The 21,678-nt window shown below is 36.1% G+C and carries 22 protein-coding genes; 13 read left to right on the top strand and 9 right to left on the bottom strand.

Annotation, left to right across the window (positions count from 1 at the left end):
* Nucleotides 1–13 precede the first annotated feature (13 nt).
* Nucleotides 14–1,993, bottom strand: a complete 1,980-nt coding sequence (gene mrdA / locus Q0V26_RS05360; RefSeq protein WP_297478872.1) for a penicillin-binding protein 2 — start codon at nucleotides 1,991–1,993, stop codon at nucleotides 14–16.
* Nucleotides 1,994–2,226: 233 nt separating this feature from the next.
* Here mrdA and Q0V26_RS05355 point away from each other — a divergent pair, with 233 nt between their 5' ends.
* Entirely contained in the window at nucleotides 2,227–2,841 is a 615-nt protein-coding gene (locus Q0V26_RS05355; RefSeq protein ID WP_297478870.1) for a 3'-5' exonuclease, read from the top strand.
* 129 nt (nucleotides 2,842–2,970) lie between these two features.
* Nucleotides 2,971–4,017 (top strand): endonuclease/exonuclease/phosphatase family protein, encoded by a 1,047-nt coding sequence (locus Q0V26_RS05350; protein ID WP_297478868.1) that lies wholly within the window; start codon nucleotides 2,971–2,973, stop codon nucleotides 4,015–4,017.
* Nucleotides 4,018–4,059: 42 nt separating this feature from the next.
* Here the strand turns inward: Q0V26_RS05350 and Q0V26_RS05345 are convergent, their stop codons facing one another.
* Nucleotides 4,060–4,560 carry a hypothetical protein gene (locus tag Q0V26_RS05345; RefSeq protein ID WP_297478865.1) on the bottom strand — a complete coding sequence of 167 codons (501 nt, stop codon included), beginning with the start codon at nucleotides 4,558–4,560 and terminating at the stop codon, nucleotides 4,060–4,062.
* 301 nt (nucleotides 4,561–4,861) lie between these two features.
* On the opposite strand from Q0V26_RS05345, the gene Q0V26_RS05340 reads away from it, so the two are divergent.
* From Q0V26_RS05340 to Q0V26_RS05330, 3 genes are read left to right on the top strand one after another with little or no spacing between them, the layout of a single operon-like run.
* Complete coding sequence (locus Q0V26_RS05340) at nucleotides 4,862–5,365, top strand: hypothetical protein (RefSeq protein WP_297478862.1); 504 nt, start codon at nucleotides 4,862–4,864, stop codon at nucleotides 5,363–5,365.
* Nucleotides 5,366–5,386: 21 nt separating this feature from the next.
* Nucleotides 5,387–5,965 carry a DUF5384 family protein gene (locus tag Q0V26_RS05335; protein ID WP_297478859.1) on the top strand — a complete coding sequence of 193 codons (579 nt, stop codon included), beginning with the start codon at nucleotides 5,387–5,389 and terminating at the stop codon, nucleotides 5,963–5,965.
* 39 nt (nucleotides 5,966–6,004) lie between these two features.
* Nucleotides 6,005–6,457, top strand: coding sequence for a hypothetical protein (locus Q0V26_RS05330; protein ID WP_297478855.1), 453 nt, complete (start codon nucleotides 6,005–6,007; stop codon nucleotides 6,455–6,457).
* A gap of 52 nt (nucleotides 6,458–6,509) precedes the next feature.
* Here the strand turns inward: Q0V26_RS05330 and Q0V26_RS05325 are convergent, their stop codons facing one another.
* From Q0V26_RS05325 to Q0V26_RS05315, 3 genes are all read right to left on the bottom strand, one after another.
* Nucleotides 6,510–7,955, bottom strand: a complete 1,446-nt coding sequence (locus Q0V26_RS05325; protein WP_297478852.1) for a DEAD/DEAH box helicase — start codon at nucleotides 7,953–7,955, stop codon at nucleotides 6,510–6,512.
* 169 nt (nucleotides 7,956–8,124) lie between these two features.
* Nucleotides 8,125–8,325: a DUF2986 domain-containing protein gene (locus Q0V26_RS05320; protein ID WP_297478849.1), complete on the bottom strand. Its 201-nt coding sequence runs from the start codon at nucleotides 8,323–8,325 to the stop codon at nucleotides 8,125–8,127.
* Nucleotides 8,326–8,624: 299 nt separating this feature from the next.
* The gene (locus tag Q0V26_RS05315; RefSeq protein WP_297478846.1) at nucleotides 8,625–8,936 is read right to left on the bottom strand and encodes a DUF1840 domain-containing protein; all 312 of its coding nucleotides are present in this window, start codon (nucleotides 8,934–8,936) and stop codon (nucleotides 8,625–8,627) included.
* 182 nt (nucleotides 8,937–9,118) lie between these two features.
* On the opposite strand from Q0V26_RS05315, the gene Q0V26_RS05310 reads away from it, so the two are divergent.
* On the top strand, nucleotides 9,119–10,552 hold the full coding sequence (locus Q0V26_RS05310; RefSeq protein WP_297478845.1) for a hypothetical protein: 1,434 nt from the start codon (nucleotides 9,119–9,121) through the stop codon (nucleotides 10,550–10,552).
* A gap of 8 nt (nucleotides 10,553–10,560) precedes the next feature.
* Here Q0V26_RS05310 and Q0V26_RS05305 read toward each other — a convergent pair whose 3' ends face one another.
* Nucleotides 10,561–11,016, bottom strand: a complete 456-nt coding sequence (locus tag Q0V26_RS05305) for a hypothetical protein (protein ID WP_297478843.1) — start codon at nucleotides 11,014–11,016, stop codon at nucleotides 10,561–10,563.
* Between the two features lie 247 nt (nucleotides 11,017–11,263).
* On the opposite strand from Q0V26_RS05305, the gene Q0V26_RS05300 reads away from it, so the two are divergent.
* Entirely contained in the window at nucleotides 11,264–11,446 is a 183-nt protein-coding gene (locus tag Q0V26_RS05300; protein WP_297478840.1) for a hypothetical protein, read from the top strand.
* A gap of 74 nt (nucleotides 11,447–11,520) precedes the next feature.
* Here the strand turns inward: Q0V26_RS05300 and aroG are convergent, their stop codons facing one another.
* Nucleotides 11,521–12,573 (bottom strand): 3-deoxy-7-phosphoheptulonate synthase AroG, encoded by a 1,053-nt coding sequence (aroG, locus tag Q0V26_RS05295; RefSeq protein WP_297478838.1) that lies wholly within the window; start codon nucleotides 12,571–12,573, stop codon nucleotides 11,521–11,523.
* A 448-nt stretch (nucleotides 12,574–13,021) separates the two neighbouring features.
* Here aroG and Q0V26_RS05290 point away from each other — a divergent pair, with 448 nt between their 5' ends.
* The 5 genes from Q0V26_RS05290 (at nucleotide 13,022) to Q0V26_RS05270 (ending at nucleotide 17,559) form a co-directional block, all read left to right on the top strand.
* Complete coding sequence (locus Q0V26_RS05290; protein ID WP_297478835.1) at nucleotides 13,022–13,762, top strand: amino acid ABC transporter ATP-binding protein; 741 nt, start codon at nucleotides 13,022–13,024, stop codon at nucleotides 13,760–13,762.
* A gap of 10 nt (nucleotides 13,763–13,772) precedes the next feature.
* Nucleotides 13,773–14,573: an amino acid ABC transporter permease gene (locus Q0V26_RS05285; RefSeq protein WP_297478832.1), complete on the top strand. Its 801-nt coding sequence runs from the start codon at nucleotides 13,773–13,775 to the stop codon at nucleotides 14,571–14,573.
* Between the two features lie 27 nt (nucleotides 14,574–14,600).
* Nucleotides 14,601–15,416, top strand: coding sequence for a transporter substrate-binding domain-containing protein (locus Q0V26_RS05280; RefSeq protein WP_297478830.1), 816 nt, complete (start codon nucleotides 14,601–14,603; stop codon nucleotides 15,414–15,416).
* Nucleotides 15,417–15,418: 2 nt separating this feature from the next.
* On the top strand, nucleotides 15,419–16,357 hold the full coding sequence (locus Q0V26_RS05275; protein ID WP_297478827.1) for an ABC transporter permease subunit: 939 nt from the start codon (nucleotides 15,419–15,421) through the stop codon (nucleotides 16,355–16,357).
* A 389-nt stretch (nucleotides 16,358–16,746) separates the two neighbouring features.
* On the top strand, nucleotides 16,747–17,559 hold the full coding sequence (locus tag Q0V26_RS05270) for a DUF2797 domain-containing protein (protein ID WP_297478824.1): 813 nt from the start codon (nucleotides 16,747–16,749) through the stop codon (nucleotides 17,557–17,559).
* Between the two features lie 84 nt (nucleotides 17,560–17,643).
* Here Q0V26_RS05270 and Q0V26_RS05265 read toward each other — a convergent pair whose 3' ends face one another.
* Complete coding sequence (locus tag Q0V26_RS05265; RefSeq protein ID WP_297478821.1) at nucleotides 17,644–18,354, bottom strand: RimK/LysX family protein; 711 nt, start codon at nucleotides 18,352–18,354, stop codon at nucleotides 17,644–17,646.
* A 95-nt stretch (nucleotides 18,355–18,449) separates the two neighbouring features.
* The gene (locus Q0V26_RS05260) at nucleotides 18,450–19,337 is read right to left on the bottom strand and encodes a phosphotransferase (protein ID WP_297478820.1); all 888 of its coding nucleotides are present in this window, start codon (nucleotides 19,335–19,337) and stop codon (nucleotides 18,450–18,452) included.
* Nucleotides 19,338–19,936: 599 nt separating this feature from the next.
* Between Q0V26_RS05260 and Q0V26_RS05255 the strand changes: the two genes are divergently transcribed.
* Nucleotides 19,937–21,583, top strand: coding sequence for an ABC-ATPase domain-containing protein (locus Q0V26_RS05255; protein WP_297478817.1), 1,647 nt, complete (start codon nucleotides 19,937–19,939; stop codon nucleotides 21,581–21,583).
* Nucleotides 21,584–21,678: the final 95 nt, after the last annotated feature.

Below are 21,678 nucleotides of genomic sequence, written 5' to 3'. Positions count from 1 at the left end.
AAACGATAATAAATTAATTGGAATTAGCCACTACAGCTGCTTGAGATGCATGCCCGACAAGTGATGGCTGTTGGACTAACTCATTAGGCTGAGGGCTTAATGTCGGCTTTACTAATACATACTCCATAATATCTCGTGCAATCGGCGCGGCATTCCACCCCCAACCACCGTGTTCTAATATTACCGACACTAAAATACGGGGATCATTAGCCGGCGCAAAACCTGTAAACAATGCATGATCTTTAAAATGTTCAGCCACCTCATTCGCATTATAATGTTGCGTATCTTTCATTGAATAGACCTGACTTGTCCCCGTTTTACCTGCAACTTGGAATGGCATATGCTGGAACATTCGACTAGCTGTCCCTTTTTCTACAACAAGCTCCATACCCTTTTTAATGATCGCCCAATCTTTTTGAGGTACAGAACTAAGAGGTTTAAAATCAGCAAAAGTAACAGGTTTTTGAACCTTACCGTCAATAATGTCTTTCAATAAATGCGGACGATGCTCAACCCCATTTTCAGCAACAACCGAGGTAGCTTTAGCTATCTGTATTGGCGTCGCTGTCCAGTAACCTTGACCGATCCCTAATGGCACGGTATCCCCTTGCATCCAAGGGTGATGAAAACGTGCCATTTTCCAAGCCCGCGTCGGCATAATACCGGCTGAATCTTCATCGATATCAATACCAGAGTGTTGACCATAACCAAATTTAGTCATCCACATTGATAATCGATCAATGCCTAAATCATAAGCGACCTGATAAAAATAAGTATTAACTGATTTTTCAATCGCTTTATAAATATCAACATTGGCAAAGCCTTGTACTATATCATCTCTGAATTTACGGCTTTTACTATTAGGAATACGCCACCAGCCATGATTATTACGCACAGTATGTTCGGTAATCACCCCTGTTGTTAATCCTGCTGCAGCAACTTCGGGCTTTACTGTTGAACCTGGTGGATATAAACCCAATGTCGCACGATTAATAAGCGGACGTGCAGGATCGTTGAGTAATGCCGCATAAGCTTTCGATGAAATACCATGAACAAATAAATTTGGGTCATAACTTGGGCTTGAAACCATGCTCAAAATCGCCCCATTCTTCGGGTTCATTGCCACGATAGCGCCACGACGAACTTTAGTTACCATTAAGCCTGTTGTAGGATCTTTTTGTTGTAGTGTCAGTAATTTTTGAGCATAAAGTTGTAGATTAATATCAATCGTTAATTTTAAATCTTTCCCTGCAACCGGCGGTACATAAGACACCGTACGTACAACACGTCCATGACTGTTGACTTCTACGGTTTCATAGCCAGTTTTACCATGCAGTAAAGCTTCATAGTAATGCTCAATACCCAACTTACCGATAGTACGAGTTGCCTCATAATTCTCATATTTATCACTCTTTTTTAAAGCAGCAATATCACGATCATTAATTTTGCCAACATACCCTAATAAATGGGTTAATGCGGCACCGTAAGGATAGTAACGTTCTAAATGGGCATCAACATCGACCCCTGGATATGCAAATTCATTAACTGAAAACACCGCAACTTGTTTATCATTCATATGCGAAATCAGAGTTACAGGTTTAAATGCCTGCACTTGTGATTTTGCTTTATTGAAAGCAATTATCTCTTGTTCGGATATACCCAAGAGCTGTTGTAGCTGAATTAATACTTGCGGCAAGTTTTTGACTTGATCAGGAATAATTTCTAACGAACAAACGGGAATATTATCCGCTAATATCATCCCATTACGATCATAAATACGGCCACGATTAGGCGCAACAGGAATGAGTTTAATACTGTTGTTATTTGAGCGTGCTTTATATTCGCTGTAATCTTGTACTTGCAAATGATAAATGTTGGCAATTAGCACACAGGTTAAAAGCAAAATACCAACAAAAGCTTGAATCGCTCTTCTAATAAATAAAGCGTTTTCTTGCTTATGATCGCGAATCTGGTGGTAGCATTTGTTTTTCATAGAACGTTTAATTGACTCATAATAGAAGGCGACAAGTTATTAATCGTAAATAATAACACCCTATCAATTCCTTCATAGGATTAAATATGCCGACTAAGCCTAGCAATGAATAAAAATACGTTTGTTTAATGAAAATTCCGACATTAAAAAGAGACATGAAATTGACTAGTTACAATTTACAACTGGACGGATAACGCTACAATACTATTCTTCTCATCGTTAAAGATTTACAAATGCTTAATTCTCATTCTGCCAATAACGTTATCGTACTCGACTTTGAAACCACAGGCCTATCACCGACCCAAGGTGATCGCGCAATTGAGATTGGCGCTGTTAAACTTGAAGATGGTCAGGTAATCGCGCATTTTCAGCAATTAATGAACCCAGGCTTTCGTGTCAGTAGTTTTATCGAGAGCTATACCGGCATTAGTAATAATATGCTCCGTACAGCTCCTTGCTGTAAAGATGTTATGGCTGAGTTTGCTGATTTTATTGGTGATGCTAACCTTGTCGCTCATAATGCTTCTTTTGATCAGCGTTTTCTTAATGCTGAACTGGCGTTAATTAATCGAAAATATAGCGATCAGTTTGCATGTTCTATGCTTATTGCACGACGTTTATATCAACATGCTCCAAACCACAAACTAGGCACATTAGTCGACTATAAGCATATTCATCATGATGGTGTCTTTCACCGTGCGTTAGCCGACTCAGAAATGACTGCCCGCTTATGGCTAACCATGATTGACGATATGAAGCATCAATACGGTGTTAATGAAGTATCGTTTGGATTAATGCAAAAATATGCCAAAACTCCCAAAGCTAGCCTTAATAAATTGTTTCGTTAATGCGCATGAATTTACTTATATCAAAGCATCACTGTTATTAAGATCTCACTCTGGTATGCTGCATATCAATAATTTACGGAATCATAGAGCCAAGTTATACACTTTGGCTATAGTTATTGAGAGTGTAGAGTGTCTGACGTTATACAGCCCTTTTATGAAGTGCCATTACCCACAGTTAAAATATCCAGCTTTAACTTATTAAATTATCTTGAGCCTCCGATGGCTTATTATGATTTCCAAAATATTTATACCATGGGACAATGGCATAAAAAGCAAGCATGGATAACGCGATTTCTCGATAAAAATCAACCCGATATTATTGGTTTTCAAGAGGTATTTAGTAGTGAGAGTCTGCAATCTCTGTTAGAAAAAGCAGGTTACCCTTATTATGCGGTAATCGATTCTCCCACTGTGATTGATGATTTCATCTACCGCAGCCCTGTCGTGGCCATCGCATCAAAATTTCCAATTACTGAAATCGCAACAGTTACAGCTGATCAGCAAGCCGCAGTATTACTCGGGTTAACGGATTTTCACTTTAGTCGAAAGCCTCTTAGAGCCACGATTGATATTCCCCATATTGGCTTGACTGATTGCTATGTCACCCATTTCAAATCAAAGCGCTCCCTATTTGACGATCCACTACCTGATACCATTGTGACATCAAATACGGCATTATCACGTTTTGCAGGCCAACGCTTAGGCAGTTGGGGATCGGCAATGTTACGTGGCACAGAAGCGAATTTATTATTATTAGCGATGCTAAAACAACGTGAATCAAGTACGCGTCCAATGCTACTCATGGGTGATTTCAATGATGAGATATCCAGTGCATGTTTAGAACAACTTATCGCTGGCAATGTATTTGGTATGTCAGACAGTGATATTGAACGTTTAATTGGTTATTACCGTTTATATGATAGTTGGACGTTGTTTACCCAAAATACACAACAAACCACATTGCCCCGCCCACCAACCCACTACTTCGGTGCCAAAAGCTCAGTGCTTGATTATATTTTATTATCTCAAGAGTTTAACGCCCAATACCGTGGCTCGCTATTTGAAGTTAGCGATTATCATACTGAAGATAAACATCTTGTTAATAGCAGTTTTGATGAAGATGGCTATAGCACCGATCATGCTATCCCATGTGTGACATTGTCACTTAGAATGTGATATACAATTACTAATTTTTATTTTTATGCAGCCATAATATTTTTAATTTGGTGTTCGTTTCAGCGATTTATACCTTAATATTGCGGCTTCATAACTAGGAATTGGATCCCCTTTTATTGTCATTAAATTATTGTCCAATAAAAAATATTTTATATTATATATCGTTGAATTATTTAATGAAAAACCTAATTCCTTCATTTTTTTTGCAACATCAATAGGACGTACTGTTCCAGATAAAAGAAGATCTGCTATTTGTAATCCAATGGATCCATCACGTGATCTTTCATTATGAACACGAAAATAGCGCTTAATTTCAGGTTCTAATAGCTGTTCTAAAGTAGCTCCATGTGATTGTATAAACATCTCTATTAGTTCTTTTGCACGGCCATTAATTAATAATCGTGATTTTGCTAATATAATATTAAGACTATCAAGTTCTTCATGTGTTAGGGATTGAGACAAAATAAGTGTTGCTTTATCTTCTTCCATATCCAATATGTTTTTTAACACTTCTCTTATATTAAAAACCTCATTTTTATTCATTTCATAATATCCTAAATTTATTAAAACATTTACAAGAACAAATACACTTAGTTACTCTTATTTTACTCTTATACCACCAACCTAAAATAATCAAATATTATCAACAAGTTAAAATCGTTACTCTTATTTTATACTTAATTTAAGTTGCTTATTTTATTATGAAACTTATTATATATAAAAAAGAAAAATCAACAATGATAATTAAACATTACACTTTAAATATTATTTTCAATGTAAAAACAAACAACACACTATTTAACTAAACACACAATTTAAAATCATACTTAAAAAGGATTAAATTATGAATAAAATTATTTTAATATTGATTATATCAACTATCTCATTTATTTCAGGATGCCAAGCAACCGGTGAACAATATCAGGCTGATGTATTTACCACTAATGATGTTAATTCAAAAAAAGAAGTTAAAACTGTTGAATTACTCATGGTTCAATTAGGAAAAATTCAAATTGATAATACTTCAGCTAAAGAAACGGCAACAAAGACAGCTGGAATATTTGGAGCCGTTTTAGGTGCGGTGCTTGGATCGACTAGTAATTCAGAAACAGCGGCTTTAGCTGGTATAGCAGGAGGAACAGTCGGTGCTGTTGGTGGTTCAATGGTCGCGGATAAAGTTATGGTTGATGGTGTAATGTTGACTTATGTTGAAAATGGAAAAACCTATACTAGTGCTCAAGTTGGTAGAGAGTGTCAATTCAAAGTAGGCATTGCAGCAATGATCTTTGATGAATCCACAAAAGAAACACGAATCCAACCTAATAATAAATGCCCAATTACTCAATAAATTATGATTAAGAGAAATACAATGAAATTAATTTTAATCTCAATTTTAATAACCTGTTGTTATGTGTCTAATGTATCTGGTACCCCATTAGATGATCAATTAAAATCACTACATAAAATACAATTAGCAGAAAAACAGCGAATTGCGAATGCAAAAGAAGCAACTCGAAAAGCACAAGCACTCAAACACAAACGTATCGCCGTAGCAAATGAAGCAAAAGCAAAACGGATTGCAGCAGCTCAACGTGAAAGATCAAATCAACAGTTATTGGTAGCTGAAGAAAAAAGACAAGAAAAATTAAGACATCAAAAATTTGAAGATCAAGAGCGCGAGCTAATACTTGAAGCAAAGCAATCAGAACTAGCTTTAAAGAAAGCAATGGATAAAACAAAGGCTGAAAATGCTCAACGTTTTATAGACTCAGAGTTAAATAAAGAAGCCGCAAAAATAGATAACATTCAAGTTATTGCAGATGTTAAACGAACTGATGCAAAAAGCCGCAATGATATTGTAAATCTTATAGGGACATCTAAAATTGCAGAGGCAACAAAATCAATGCAAATAACCATAGATGAGCATAAATCCCCTCTTGTTAATTAATTTATTAACAATAAAATCAATTATTAAATAGAGAATCTTATGAAAAATATCGCTATTGCCATTATTGTTAGTTCTATTATAGCTACATCAGGCTATGTTGCTATTCAAATGTACGACCGTGCAGGAACAGAAACTACAGTACACTTTGATAGTGGCCATCAAGTTATTGGTAAGCTTATTGGCGAGAATGTTAATTACGAATATGAAATAAAAACAAATAATGGTGAGATAGTTTCATCTGGACCATTAAATAAATTACTAACTGATGTTAAATCATGGAAAGGAACGGATACATTAAAAGATGGCTTTACCTTATATCTACAGTCTGATATTACGTTCAAAGGAACGATGGCAACTCAAGAGGTTTCACTCTCTAATGAAGCATTAGCTAAAAATATGTCTGCTGATGATATAACTAAAGCCGTCAATGCTTATAAGAAAAACACTCTTGTTTATATAAATCATAACCGTTCAGATATTATATCAAGATAATATTTTATTCTAAAAAAGCCAATTAGATTACCTCTAATTGGCTTTTTTAATATTAGTTAGTTGTTGTTGCTGGCTTATTACGGTTACGTTGAGGTGTACGACGACCATCGACCTTCGGCTTTTCATCATTATGACGACGGGCTGGCTTAGCATCTGTAGGCTTAGCATTTGCAGGACGAGGCTTACGTGCTGGCTTGGCGCCTTCTGTACGTGGAGCATCATCACTGCGTGCAGTTGGTTTACGACGCGTTGTTGGTTTACCATTCGAACGCGGACGTTTTTCACCATTTGCTGAAAATGATTGCGCTTTCTTTGGCTTTTTAGACACTAATGGACGCGTATCTAATCGTGATACTGGTAGATTAATTGATGGTTCAAAACCTTCAACAATTTCACGCTCTAAGATTTGCTTTGTTAGGCGTTCAATTGCAATCAAATCACCAAATTCATCAGCACAAACTAATGAAATAGCTTCACCAACACAACCAGCACGGCCTGTACGACCAATACGGTGAACATAATCTTCAGCAACATGTGGTAATTCAAAGTTAACTACTTGTGGCAGTTGTTCAATATCAAGACCACGCGCAGCAATATCCGTTGCAACAAGTACACGAACGTCGCCTGACTTAAAGTTTGCCAGTGCTTTCGTACGTGCGCCTTGGCTCTTATTACCGTGAATCGCAGCAGATGAAATACCGCGGCTTTCTAAGTGAGTCGCTAATCGGTTAGCACCATGTTTAGTTTTAGTAAACACTAGTACTTGTTTCCATTTACGCTCATTTAACAGTTTCGTTAATAAGTTTGCTTTTTTCTTTTGATCAACGGGGAAAATCCACTGCTTAACCGTTGGTGCGGTTTGGTTACGTGGATTAACATCAATCTCAACCGGATTATTCACTAAACCTTTAGCAAGCGCGCGAATATCATCAGAGAATGTCGCTGAAAACAGTAAATTTTGACGTTGCTTTGGTAATAACGCTAAAATTTTACGAATATCACGGATAAAGCCCATATCTAACATACGATCAGCTTCATCCAAAACTAAAATTTCAACATCACGGAATTTAACTGCATTTTGGCTGTGTAGATCCATTAAGCGACCAGGTGTTGCCACTAAAACATCAGCACCTTGACGTAGACGATTGATTTGTTGATTGGCTTTCACACCACCAAATACAACCGCTGAATTAATTGGTAAATTTTTGCTGTATTTTGCAACATTCTCACCAACCTGAGCTGCAAGCTCACGCGTTGGTGTCAAGATAAGTGCACGAATATGATTTGAACGAGCAGGTTGACCACCAGATAATTTTTCTAGTAGCGGCAATGTAAAACCTGCTGTTTTGCCTGTACCCGTTTGTGCCGCCGCCATGACATCCTTGCCTTCCAGAATTGCTGGAATTGCTTGCGCTTGAATTGGGGATGGTGTTTCGTAGCCTTGCTTAGCAACAGCTTCAAGAATTGGGGCGGATAGGCCTAAAGAGGCAAAACTCATAGCATCTCTCTTTGTATAAATTAAACGCATAATAGCGTAGTAGATTGCTCATCTAATGATAAGCAAGCAATCATCCTATAAATATTCATAGGCATGATGCGAAAAAACAGAAAAACGACCAAAATCATGTTTCTGTTTAAGATATAAAACTCATGTTTTAAACTATTGATTAAATTGCAGATTCAATATTGTTATCAATAGTAGTATCAGATGTTACATCTGCAGTTTCAGTAACCTGTGCAGCTTCTTCATCAAGCTTGGCACGTTCTGCTTTAGAAATATAACGAGGCTTAGTGCTTTTATTAAGCTTAGCATTCGCCTTCTTCATTCTCTTTTTTAACGTTTCGTTAATTTTTTTCTTTCTATTCATAATCGTGTCAGCTGATATTTTGAGCCATTTTAAAACAGGGAGCTGATTGTAATCATTCGTCGCTGAATAACAAGCATTATCCTCATAATGCAATTATAAATGCCAAATTATCATCTACAACACAATGGATCATGATTAATTAGTCTATTACTAATAGTATCGATTTAATAACCTTAAATTTATTGTAAGGTATATATCATGCAAGAGCGACACACCGTAACAGTATTACTGTTTTGAACAATTTGAATGACTTGATACATTTAGTTAAATAAACAATCTCTAATTATAGATAAACGAGATTACTGCCACATTACGTAACTTTTTACTGAAATAGCCGCTTTTAATAGCTCGATAAGCGGTACGGCACGCACGGCAATACCAATCTCTGGTTCTTTTTCATTCTCAATCACTTGCTGCTCTTGAGTTGCTTGTTGCTGTGCTGCTGCAACAACAAGGTTCTTTTCTAAATTAGCCAACGCACTCTCAACATCTTCTGCTGTTATGGCTCCAGGTATATCTACTGTATATTCCATCATCTTAATTAATGACTGCGCAATATCACCAAACATTGTGACATCATTATGTGCTTTACAGCTAAACGTAACTATCATTATTGCCTCCAACCAGTTTATAACACTATTTTGTTTAAACATTTAACCACATAAACACATTGATCACATTAAATTTACACAATACTTTATCGGTGATAATTACAGCTAAGCATACGCTTGTATATGTCATCAACATCGGTATAATTCAAATTATTGATTGGTAATTATAAATGCAGTAAAACATGAACATCTCGCGCAATTTTTTTATTATTATGTTATGCATGGTTGCAGGCTGTGATAAAGAAAGCCATATAGATTATTCATCTTTTAATATCCAACCCGAAGTTATTCCTGATCAAAAACAACAAGGGTTTATTATTACCCCAAAATGCAGCCCTTTTAAAACACCGCTAGATTTTAAAAACCTCGAATACACATCGAAAGCATTAATTAACTCAAATTGGTTATCTAATCCGCATTATCTTGAAGATATTAATCATCTGATCTACCAATTTAATCAAGCACATATGAAAAATGCCGGTATATTCATTCAAGCACTTAATAATAGTGCATTAATATATAAAAAAAATATGATTGAAGTAAATATTATAAAAAGAAAACTTCAAGCAGAGATTGATACTAAGTTAATGTATTACCAACAAAAACTAGCATCTATTGATACTCACTTAGAAATCGTCAAAAAAGATGAAAAACAACATCTTAATGAAATAAAAATCATAAAAAACAAGATTACAGAGAAACAAAATAATTATATCAAACTACGCCATTCGCTTAAAAATGATTTACACGTTATATTACTGGATGATGATCTCACTTTTGATCTAATCTCAAGTCTTAAGTTTAAATATAAAATAGATAAAACACTCCATTGCTCAAAATATTTAGGCGAGTATCAACAAATTATATTTACATCACCTGATGCTTGTATTTATTCTAACAAAGAAGAGCTTATCAACAGAATACCACAGCAATACCAATCGCAAGTAAATATTGTTATGAATAAATACGTACCAAAATTATGGAAAACAATGGTACAACTTAATGGTTATTTTGAATCTGATTATAATAAACAAGTCTTTGACCATTATTTACAGAAAGATCTCATGATTGCTAATAATAATTTAGCCATCAAACGTACCATTAATATGGGACGACAATCTCAGCATGTTCTCGATAACTATGTTAAGCAGTATGATAAATTAACGATGGCAATGGCAAATAACATCGATAAAACCCTACTTGACGATCAGAACAAAGTTAACATTTCAAGTATGGCTTTTTATGAAAAACTATCACCACTACGACTCGGCAATAAGATCAAAGATCCTATCGCTAATTTTGCAATACTCTATAATAATAAAGCGTTAGTAACTAAATTGACGCAAGAATACGCAACAAAAATTCTTAACGAATACCCTAAAGAGTTAACGTTCAACATCGCTAATAACGGTAATTTTATACTTCCAAAAATACAAGAAAATAACTACAAAATAGTTATTGATGTCAAAAAAAGTTACAGTGTCATTTATAATGGTCATAATACGCTAACACCACCAAAAGACTTCAATCAGAAGACACCTAATACAACCGCTATGGGATATAATCTTAACCAAATTATTAGTCAGCAATTATTTACACACTGGTATAGCAGCTAATATTAGTATTAATTAAAACCGAAACTTTTTGCTATTTTTATCCATGAGACAGCCACTGTAGGATCTTTTTTTCCTGTGGGAAGCATTTCCATAATATGGACGATTGTTGCACTTTCACCGTTACAATCTGCATCATAAGGTGCAATAAAAGTATAAAATAGTGGCAGATGTGAATCAGATAAAATACACCAATGGTTGATTAACTCCCCTCCTCTTTTACTGCATACTTTTGAAATAAAGCGTTGGTAGTTGATGGTTTGTTGTTGATGAGCATCATTACACCAAATTTGTTGGTAATCCATGTAGCCTAATGTGGGATGATAGACAATGTTCTGCTGTGGTTGTTGATAAACCGTTTGCTGATTAATGTAAGCTTGTGTCGTAGAAATAACACTGAGATGAGTTGAATACAGATCATTAGCAAAAATTACATTCGCATACCCACCCAATAAAAGCGTTAACATCAATGTACTCTTTAGGTTTAATATCCATTTTATGCTATGCATCATCTCCTCCTTACTCAGGATAAATTTTGTTTATTATTGATAAAAAATTTGTAAAACAACAATCTTATCAATAAATAATAACAAATAGCGTCCCATTTATTGTACATCTTCGAATATTAATTTACACAAGAAACAATGTTGTTATATAAGCTTAATAAATGACCTTTTATTTCACGTTACTCTGTATACGTAATCTGGAGTCATTATGAATAAAAAAACGCTTATAGCTGACACGCATGATATATTCAATGCTTTTATTATTAATGGTTTACATCATGATTATTCAATATATTGCCAATTCCCTTTTAATGAAAATCTAGTGAATCAACATAACTATGGTGAAGATTTTGACATTGAATTCAATGATGGTTATCGATATCACCAATAAAAAAGCCCCTACTTGATATAAGTAGAAGCTTTAATAGCGTGATTATTTAAAAGCATTTTTAAATAATCTGAACACTATTTTTGACGTCGAGACCTGACATCACCAGCAAGTTGACGTAATACTTTATCAGTATCGTCCCAACCAATACAGGCATCAGTAATACTTTGACCATAAGTTGGTGTTTTACCATCAACAATGTCCTGACGGCCTTCTACAAGATGACTTTCAATCATCACCCCAAAAATAGCATGATTGCCATTGGCTATTTGTTGCCCAACATCTTCAGACACAGTCACCTGTCGCTGGTATTGTTTTGAACTATTTGCGTGGCTGAAATCAATCATCAATTTATTACGTAAACCCGCGCTCGCAAGTTGCTGCATAATTGCATTCACATCTTCAGCACTGTAATTAGGTACTTTACCGCCGCGTAATATAATATGGCAATCTTCATTACCCGCCGTAGCAACAATGGCAGAATGACCGTATTTCGTCACTGATAAAAAGTGGTGAGGCGCGCTTGCTGATCCTATCGCATCCGTGGCTATCTTAATATTACCATCGGTGCCATTTTTAAAACCAACAGGACAAGATAGTCCAGATGAAAGCTCACGGTGTACTTGGGATTCTGTTGTTCGAGCCCCAATCGCCCCCCAACTTATCAAATCCCCCATATATTGCGGCGTGATCATATCTAAAAACTCACCCGCTGTTGGCAATCCTAAATCGGTAAGATCCGCTAATAATTTTCGACCAATACGTAAACCATCATTTAATTGAAAACTATTATCCATATATGGGTCATTGATAAGCCCTTTCCAACCAACGGTTGTTCGTGGTTTTTCAAAATAAACTCGCATAACAATTTCAAGATCGTCTTTAAGTTCATCCCTTAAATTCTTCAGCTTTTTTCCATATTCTAATGCTGCTTCTGGATCATGAATCGAACAAGGACCGACAATGACTAATAACCGGTCATCTTCATCATTGAGAATGTTATGGATTGATTTACGTGACTCATAAACTGTTTTAGCCGCAGTATTAGACGCAGGAAATTTCTCTAACACTGCAATCGGTGGTAAAAGCTGTTTGATTTCACTTATACGAATATCATCCGTCTTATGCATATACTTACTTCCTATAATTCCTTTTAATACCCAACGATTAGCCTACAGAGACAAATAACCATATAATATTAATTCTGATACATTTGTTTAACTTATCTTTTAAAAACTAAGAGTGCAAACGGTTATTGAATCAAATTTTGCATCAATACATCAGTTTTACTATCCACCTCTGCACTATTTCACATATAAATGACAATGTATGAACAGAAACATCAAAAATATAGAATATATTATTACACGTAAGAATAGAAACACGGTAAAATATACTCTTGAAAATAATTAATAATCAAACATTTTATACGCAAAGAATATGCATCTGTTCAATGTGTTATTAATATTACATTGACCAAATATTGATATGTTAATTCAATAAATATGTATTCTTTAATCATAAAAAAACATAACTAAAGATCATATAAATAGATGTCTATTAAATTTAAGGAATGCCGTGTTGCTAGAAAAAAACATAATCACATTTAATAATGTTGACAAATGGTATGGCAATTATCATGCACTCAAAAATATTAATCTTTCTATTACTAAAGGTGAAAGACTGGTCATTTGTGGGCCATCGGGCTCAGGTAAATCCACATTGATTCGCTGCATAAATGGATTAGAGAAATACAATAACGGTGAGATAACAGTCGCTGGGCATATATTAAACCACAAAGAACTTCATACTATTCGTGGCCAAGTTGGCATGGTTTTTCAGCACTTCAATTTATTTCCTCATATGACGGTTTTAGATAATCTTACATTAGCCCCTCGTCGCGCATTGAAAATGTCAAAAGTTGACGCAGAGAATTTAGCTCGTAAGTTTCTAGAGCGTGTCAACATCGGTCATCAAGCGGATAAGTTTCCAGGCCAACTGTCTGGCGGTCAACAGCAACGGGTAGCGATTGCCCGTTCTTTATGTATGAAACCCAATATATTGCTTTTTGATGAACCAACATCTGCGCTTGATCCTGAAATGATCCGCGAAGTTCTTGATGTTATGAAAGAACTCGCCGATGATGGTATCACTATGGTTTGTGTGACGCATGAAATGGGTTTTGCTCGTCAAGTTGCAGATCGGGTTATATTTATGGATCAAGGTGAAATTGTTGAGATAGCACCTCCTACGCAACTATTCGATAATCCTCAACATCTGCGGACACAACAATTTCTGGAAAATATTCTTAGCTATTGAGATCAAAATAATGACCCACAACACGCGATCTCGAATTCCTAAAATTATTGCCGTCACCTTACAAGTGATCTGCGTAGCTTCAATTATCATGTGGCTACTTGATAGTGGTGCAAAAGCCATGAATTATAACTGGCAATGGTACCGGATTCCTGAATACCTTTGGTTTAAAGAAGATGGCCAATGGTATCTTGGTGACTTACTTGAAGGTTTAATGATAACGCTGAAAATATCAAGTATCAGCTTAATCTGTACTATTGTTATCGGCTTTATCACGGCATTATTACGAATGTCTGACTCTATTGTCGGTCGAGGCCTTGCTCGCGGATATATTGAAGTTATTCGTAATACGCCTTTATTAGTACAAATTTATCTATTGTATTTCGTTTTTGGTCCAGTATTAGGCATTGATCGCACCACAACGGCTATTTTAGCACTGTCTTTATTTCAAGGTGCTTATAGTGCTGAAATTTTCCGTGCCGGACTACAAGGGATCCCTCGCGGTCAACTTGAAGCAGCAGAAAGCTTAGGCCTATCACAAATTGATAGTTATCGATTTGTTGTTATTCCACAAATGTTTAGAAAAATAATTCCACCGCTCACAAATGAAGCGGTATCGTTAGTAAAAAATTCATCCATTGTCAGTATTATGGCTATATTTGATCTCACAACGGAAGGACGGAATATTGTCGCAGACACAGCGATGCCATTTGAAGTTTGGTTCACTGTCGCTGCAATTTATCTTTGTATCACTTTAACATTATCAGCATTAGCTATTTGGCTAGAGCATCGTTTAAGTATCCCTAATCATTAAATTTATATGACATCGATGGAGAAAGCTATGAAACGCTTTATTGCGGTATTACTTACCGTTTTTACTTGCTTATTAGGGGCTAATAATGCCTTTGCAGCAGACAACAGTAATGCGCTACAACAAATTAAAAAAAGCGGCACATTACGTGTTGGTTTATCAACATTTGTTCCTTGGGCGATGCGTGATAAGCAAGGTGATTTGATTGGTTTTGAAGTCGATGTCGCTAAACGCTTAGCTGCTGATGCTGGATTAAAAGTTGAATTCGTACCTACAGCTTGGGATGGTATTATTCCTGCTTTATTAGCAGGTAAATTTGATGTCATCATTGGTGGTTTAACCATTACTCCGAAACGAAACATGAGCGTGCTATTTACTCATCCATACTCATATTCTGCGGTTCAAATGGTAGCTAACAAAAAGCTTGCGTCAAAAATGACAACGATTGATGACTATAATAAGCGTAGCGTAACAATTGCTGTCCGAAGTGGTGCTTACCCTGTTCAAACAGCACGTAAGTTATTCCCGAAAGCAAAACTACGCCAATTTGATGACGAAACCCAAGCATTCCAAGAAGTACTTAATGGTAATGCCCAAGCAGCGTTAGCATCAACACCAACACCAGAGCAAATGGTCATCAAAAATCCAGATAGCTTATTTATGCCATTTAAAAAGTCATTAACGCGTTACGCGACAGGTTTTGCAATTCGTCAGGGTGATTTTAACTTACTTAACTTACTTAATAACTGGATTCAAGTACGTACAGAAGATGGTTGGCTAAATGAGCGTTACCAATACTGGTTTAAAACAACTGATTGGCAAAATCAGGTAAACGAGAATAATTAATAATGACTGTCGCTAAAACGTCAGGTGACAATGCAATACAGGAGGTTTCACGGCCTCCTGTAAAGCGTCGCTTTAATTTCAAACTAAATAAACTCGATATCATTTTACTGATTATTATTGGTTGCTTTCTGAGTTGGCTCGCTTATCGTTCGTCTATTGGTATTCACTACCACTGGCATTGGCAACAAGCATTTGAACGTATCTTTACATCCAGTCATGATGGTGGCTTACCTTATTTTATACGCGGTATCATTAGCACTATTCGTGTCAGTATCTGGGGAATGATTTTTGCCGCTACATTTGGTTTATTACTTGCACTCGCTAGCCTCTCATCATTTAAAGTAATGCGACTTATTTCAAGCAGCTATATTCAGCTATTGCGTAATATTCCACCGCTTGTTTTTGTGTTTATTTTCTATTTTTTCATTTCAAACCAGTTGGTTCCATTACTAGGTTTGAGTAATATTTTTCGTCACTATAGTGGCCAAGAAAACACATTACAATTTGTTTTGTTTGGACATAGTAACCTATGGGAAAACCTATTCTCGGGTGTTCTATGCGTAGGATTAATTGCGGCGGCTTATATTGCTGAAATTATTCGCTCTGGCATTAATACAATCAGTAAAGGTCAATGGGAAGCGGCTGACTCACTAGGATTATCACCATATAGTCGATTTCGATTTGTTATATTTCCACAAGCATTGACAGCTATAGTACCGACACTTGCTGGGCAATTTATCTCAATCGTAAAAGATTCATCCATTATTTCATTAATTTCTATACAAGAAATGACGTTTACTGGTTCTGAAATTGCCAATTCATCTGGACTTATCTTTGAGATATGGCTTATTGTTGGAGCGGTGTATTTTATATTATGTTTTAGCTTATCATTATTCTTTAGCAAGCTAGAAAAATACAGTTCGCGCCATTTACAACATTAATAAATATCGTATATAAAATCCAAGAATAAAAAATACTCTTGGATTTTATTTTTTTGAACTACACTTTATAATCACTTCATGCATTGTAATTAATCAATAGAGCTATAACCACACACTTAATAGGTATATTATTTATAAATATTATGAATTTGTTTACTACTTACTAATTTTATATAAGTATTTATTAGCCTCTTAAATTTATTTTTCATATTTGACCTATCTATGACGACAAATGTATATTTACTTAATTATAGCTACTGTTTATATAATGAGATGAGAATCCTCCTGTTTATGTGGTTCGCTATTTAGTATCAACCACCGCAAGATATTTAGGTCTTGATACAAATCACTGATACACTCACAGTAAACATTTAATGGTGAGCACGAGCATGCAAGGTACACTCAGTAAAATGAAATCATCACTTGGAGATATCATTGATTACTATCTCCCTATTGGCGATCAACAACTTCATCTTAATCCTTATATTGGCAAGCAATTAACCCTCACCCATACGGGAAATATCTTCTGTTGTTCATGTGGCAAAAAGACCAAAAAAAGCTATTCTCAAGGTCACTGCTTTCCTTGTATGAAGAAATTAGCAAGCTGTGATATGTGTATAATGAAGCCAGAAACTTGCCATTATGCTGAAGGAACTTGCCGTGAGCCCAAATGGGGCGAAGAAAATTGCATGGTGCCTCACTATGTTTATCTTTCTAATACATCAGCACTTAAAGTTGGCATCACCCGTCATACTCAAATTCCAACTCGCTGGATTGATCAAGGTGCAACTCAAGCTCTTGCGGTATTAAAAGTAAAAACCCGCCAAATATCAGGGCTTGTTGAAGTTGCTATCGCTGAAATGGTGGCAGACAAAACCAATTGGCGCACAATGCTAAAAGGCAATAATGACGATATCGATCTCCAGCAACAAGCGCAGTTACTGTTACCACAAGTAAAACAAAAATTAGCTGAGATAACGGCAGAATTTGGTGAAGATGCTATCGAATATTTGGATAATAGCATTGTGGATATTCATTATCCTGTTGATCAGTTTCCAACTAAAATAGCGTCACATAATTTTGATAAAGAACCCGTCGTCAGTGGTATTCTCGAAGGGATTAAAGGTCAGTATTTATTGTTTGATACTGGCGTGATTAATATTCGTAAGTTTAGTAGCTACGAAGTTATCGTTGCTGAATAGATTCATCAATAATAAAAAAACGGCATTAATCTTGAGTAAGATAAATGCCGTTTCTTATACCGTCAACTTAAGACTAGCTAAAATTTACTTCGCTCGCGGCTGAACATATTGGCGCTGGCTATTCTGTATCGCAACATCTCGCATAAAGTTTTCACCTAACACAACCCCACTGCCGCTATCAATCAGTTGATATTCAACTTCATCATTACGATCCCCTAGTTTTGTTCGCAATGACACAACAGGTAATCGTTTTTTATTTTCAGATTTTGACCACGATTTTACTGGGTATTTATACTCTTTGCCTTGGAAGATAAACTTCACCCATTTATCACCGTCACGCTCAAACTCTACTACATCTTTAACACCAATTCGAGACGTTGGTGAGTTAGGATCAATATAAGCAGAAACATGTTTAGCACCTGATAATATCAATACCCACTCATGGTGCCCTAAAACTAACATACCATCTTTGGTGGTCTTTTCCGTGCTCGCCTTTTTCTTATGATCAACAGATGCTAACTTTGCAGTGGCTGTTGAAGCCGTAATTTTATCCGTAGCCACATTTTTTTTAACTAACGCCTGCTGGTGCATCTTTGATGTTTTCTTTTTAGCAGCAGCTGTTTGTGCTTTTGCTGCTGCTTTCATTTCAGTAGCCGTCACCATTGATGCAAATGCTAATGGTTTAGTAATTGGCTTTGTTACTGGTGCTGTTGTTTGCTGCTCATCATCGACAGGTAATTGTTGAGCACAACCAAAAAGAAACAAGGTTAATAAACCGACTGCCGTTTTCTTCATAAATCACATCTTCCTTTACATTTTTATAAACCATAACTAACCATAATATGTAGATTGATGTTATGGCAAATAATTCTATATCGTCAAAATACGTATTATATCGCTGATTGATATAATGAAAACTTATTGGCTAGCCATTGCTCATTATACCAGCCCATATTTCGACTATGTTTAGCGTCATCCCAGAGACTAAAAAAATGACGACGCGCTTCAAAACCATCATCTAAGTGACTTTTTTCTAGATAACGTTCTGCAATATGTAAATCACCACGTACATCAAATAAATGAATTACATCCAATTCTCGATGTTTAAAACCACTATCACACGGATCTAATAATCCAGCCACTTTAAAGGTCGTTGGATTAAAGAGCACATTCGCAATATGACAATCATCATGTACAAAAGATGATGACTCATGTGCAATCGGTGCTAATATTTTGGTTCTATTTTCCCAAAGATCAGTGAATTTTTCTTTTAGCTTCGAACTAAATGGTGAGCCAGAACTCATTAAATAGTGATACACACTCCCCATCCAATCATCAAATGCTGAACTTAAATCTTGGCTAAATTGACCATTAGAAAGTTCAAACCCTTGTGGATGCTGATGTTCATGTAACGCTAATAAAATATCAGTATAATCTTCTCTAAATGTCATCACAGCTTTAGAATCTTCAGGTAATTGATGTGCAGAGACACCATCTAACCAATCTAAAACGATATAGTCATACCCTGCTTCTCGACCAAATAAATAAATTTCAGGCACGGGGCATGACACAATTTTACGTAACTGCTCTAAACTTGCAACTTCTTTACCAATACGACCTACTTCACGTGAAAATTTCACCACAATTTTCGACTTCCCTGAGGCAAGAAAAACTACCCAACCATAAAAGGTTTCCTGAATATCACACACATCAGCTTTGCGACGAAACATTGAAAAGAAAGCATTTTCGGCAATGATTTTAAGCTGGGGTTTATTCATAGTTGTTACCTTGATAATCATTATCACACAACACAGGTAAATTATACCAAAAAGGAATAAGCTGTTGGTTTCATGTGAGTTTTTGTTGTTTTATCTTTTAAGAATGCATCATAACAGCAAAGATAACCAGTATTGACAGGTAGAAAAGATGAAAATAGTTTACTTTTACTTACAATTTCATTTTTAGTATTAATAATCACCTTGAATAAGCATTATTTTAGTGTTCTAAACTATATTGATATTTTCATATAAATAGAACTAATTCATCAACCATGAAAAATTAAGTATAAACATATAGATGTAAGAGCTTTACATACTATATTGGTATTTAAGGCTATATTGGCACAATTGACTGATGTCATGCTCATAAATAAAAGCTTTGCTTCATAATGATTACCTCAGCACTGAAACGTTTTAGCTGTCATAATATTACTTTACATTTTGTTATTTCTTCGTTTTGAAACAATCGACGCTTAAAACGTTTTTTGTGACCTAGGTAAAGTTTTCATGCTAAAAGTCAGGGTTTAGTGTAATATCCAGCGACCAGAGCCAACCTCATTATGCGCTCTGTATTTAATAACGAACGATATCGGGGCGATATGCAATTACTCGAAGCCAAACTCCATAAAATTGACCGTCATAACTACCGTAGCTATTCAAGTATGCGCGGTGAATATCACTTTGTTGATTTCGACTTTTTTATCGATACCGTTCAGTCGGATCCTTTTGCGCCTGCTTCTCGCGTTCGTGCCCGTCGCGCTTGGTCATTAACTGACCTTGAATGGCTACGTGAAAAATCGACTGATTATCAACGTGCAGCTCGTGATTTTATTGCACGCTTCTTTGCTGAATTATCACAGCAAGATAATGCTGTCTTAATTGACATGCCAGGACAAACTATTCTTGATCGCACTTCCGTTGTGTTTGATGAAGAAGGTATTGAATTACGTTTCCGCATTAATATGCCTTCTGATGGCCGTACTATTATTGCGAAAAAAACCCTCAACCTATTGACCTTCTACTTACCAAAAATGATTCGTCGTGCCACTATCGCACGTGAATTACCCATGGATGAGTTACAACGTCACTGTGAAACGGTCGAAGATCAAGTTGCGCTACGAAGCCAACTTAAAAAACACAAATTATTAGCCTTTGTCGCTGATGGCAGCTTATTACCTCGCCTTGCTGGTAATAGTGATTTACCACTAACTGATGCAGTGCCATTCCTAAGCCCTGATAACTTAGCAGTTGAACTAGAAGCTCCCCATAAAGGCAAAATACGCGGCATGGGTATTCCTGAAGGCATTACACTTATTGTTGGTGGTGGTTTCCACGGCAAATCAACCTTGCTGAGCGCCATTGAACGTTCTGTGTATGATCATGTTCCTGGTGATGGTCGTGAATATGTTGTGACTAACGATGCTGCAGCTAAAATTCGTGCTGAAGATGGTCGTTGCGTTCACAATGTTGATCTATCACCTTACATCAGCAACTTACCAATGGGTAAAGACACAACAGCGTTTAGTAGTCAAAATGCGTCAGGTTCAACGTCACAAGCATCATGGTTACAAGAATCAATTGAATCAGGCGCTGAAGCCTTATTGATTGATGAAGATACATCAGCGTCTAATTTCATGATCCGTGATGAACGTATGCAAGCACTGATCTGTAAAGAAGATGAGCCAATAACACCATTGGTTGACCGTATTGCACTATTACGCGATCAACACAACATCTCAGTTATGTTGGTAATGGGCGGTTCTGGTGACTATCTTGATGTTGCTGATACTGTCATTCAAATGCACAACTATGATGCTGTTGATGTAACAGAAAAAGCACGTGCTGTGGTAGCTTCTCACCCAACACGTCGTAAGCAAGAAGGAACAGAAGTTATTGTTCATCCTCGCACACGTCAAATAAACCGCAGTGCATTACAAGCAATGCTAGAAGAAGGTAAATTCCGTATTCAGGTTAAAGACAAGACGTCTCTTCGTTTTGGTCGTGAATACATTGATTTACAAGCATTAGAGCAAATTGCTCACTCTAGCCAGCTATTAGCTATTGGTTACCTATGGTTCCAACTGGCACAGACAAAAGGTTGGGAAAAAAATCCTACTCGTGCGTTTGCCAATATGTTGCACGATAACTGGGCAGATATGATGCCTAAGTATGGTGAAATGGCTAAGCCTCGCGTCATTGAAGTCATGGCGGTATTAAACCGTATGCGCAAAGCTGAATTTAAGTAAGCTTTTTTGTTCTATCAATGATGCTATCAGCCCCGCATAATGCGGGGTTTATATTAGCTCAGGATACAGTAGCGCAGTAATCTACAATCTATTAT

The organism is uncultured Photobacterium sp. (assembly GCF_947039875.1).
Lineage (GTDB): Bacteria > Pseudomonadota > Gammaproteobacteria > Enterobacterales > Vibrionaceae > Photobacterium.
Note: the sequence above shows the minus strand (reverse complement) of the source record. Positions and strands in the feature narration are given on the sequence as shown.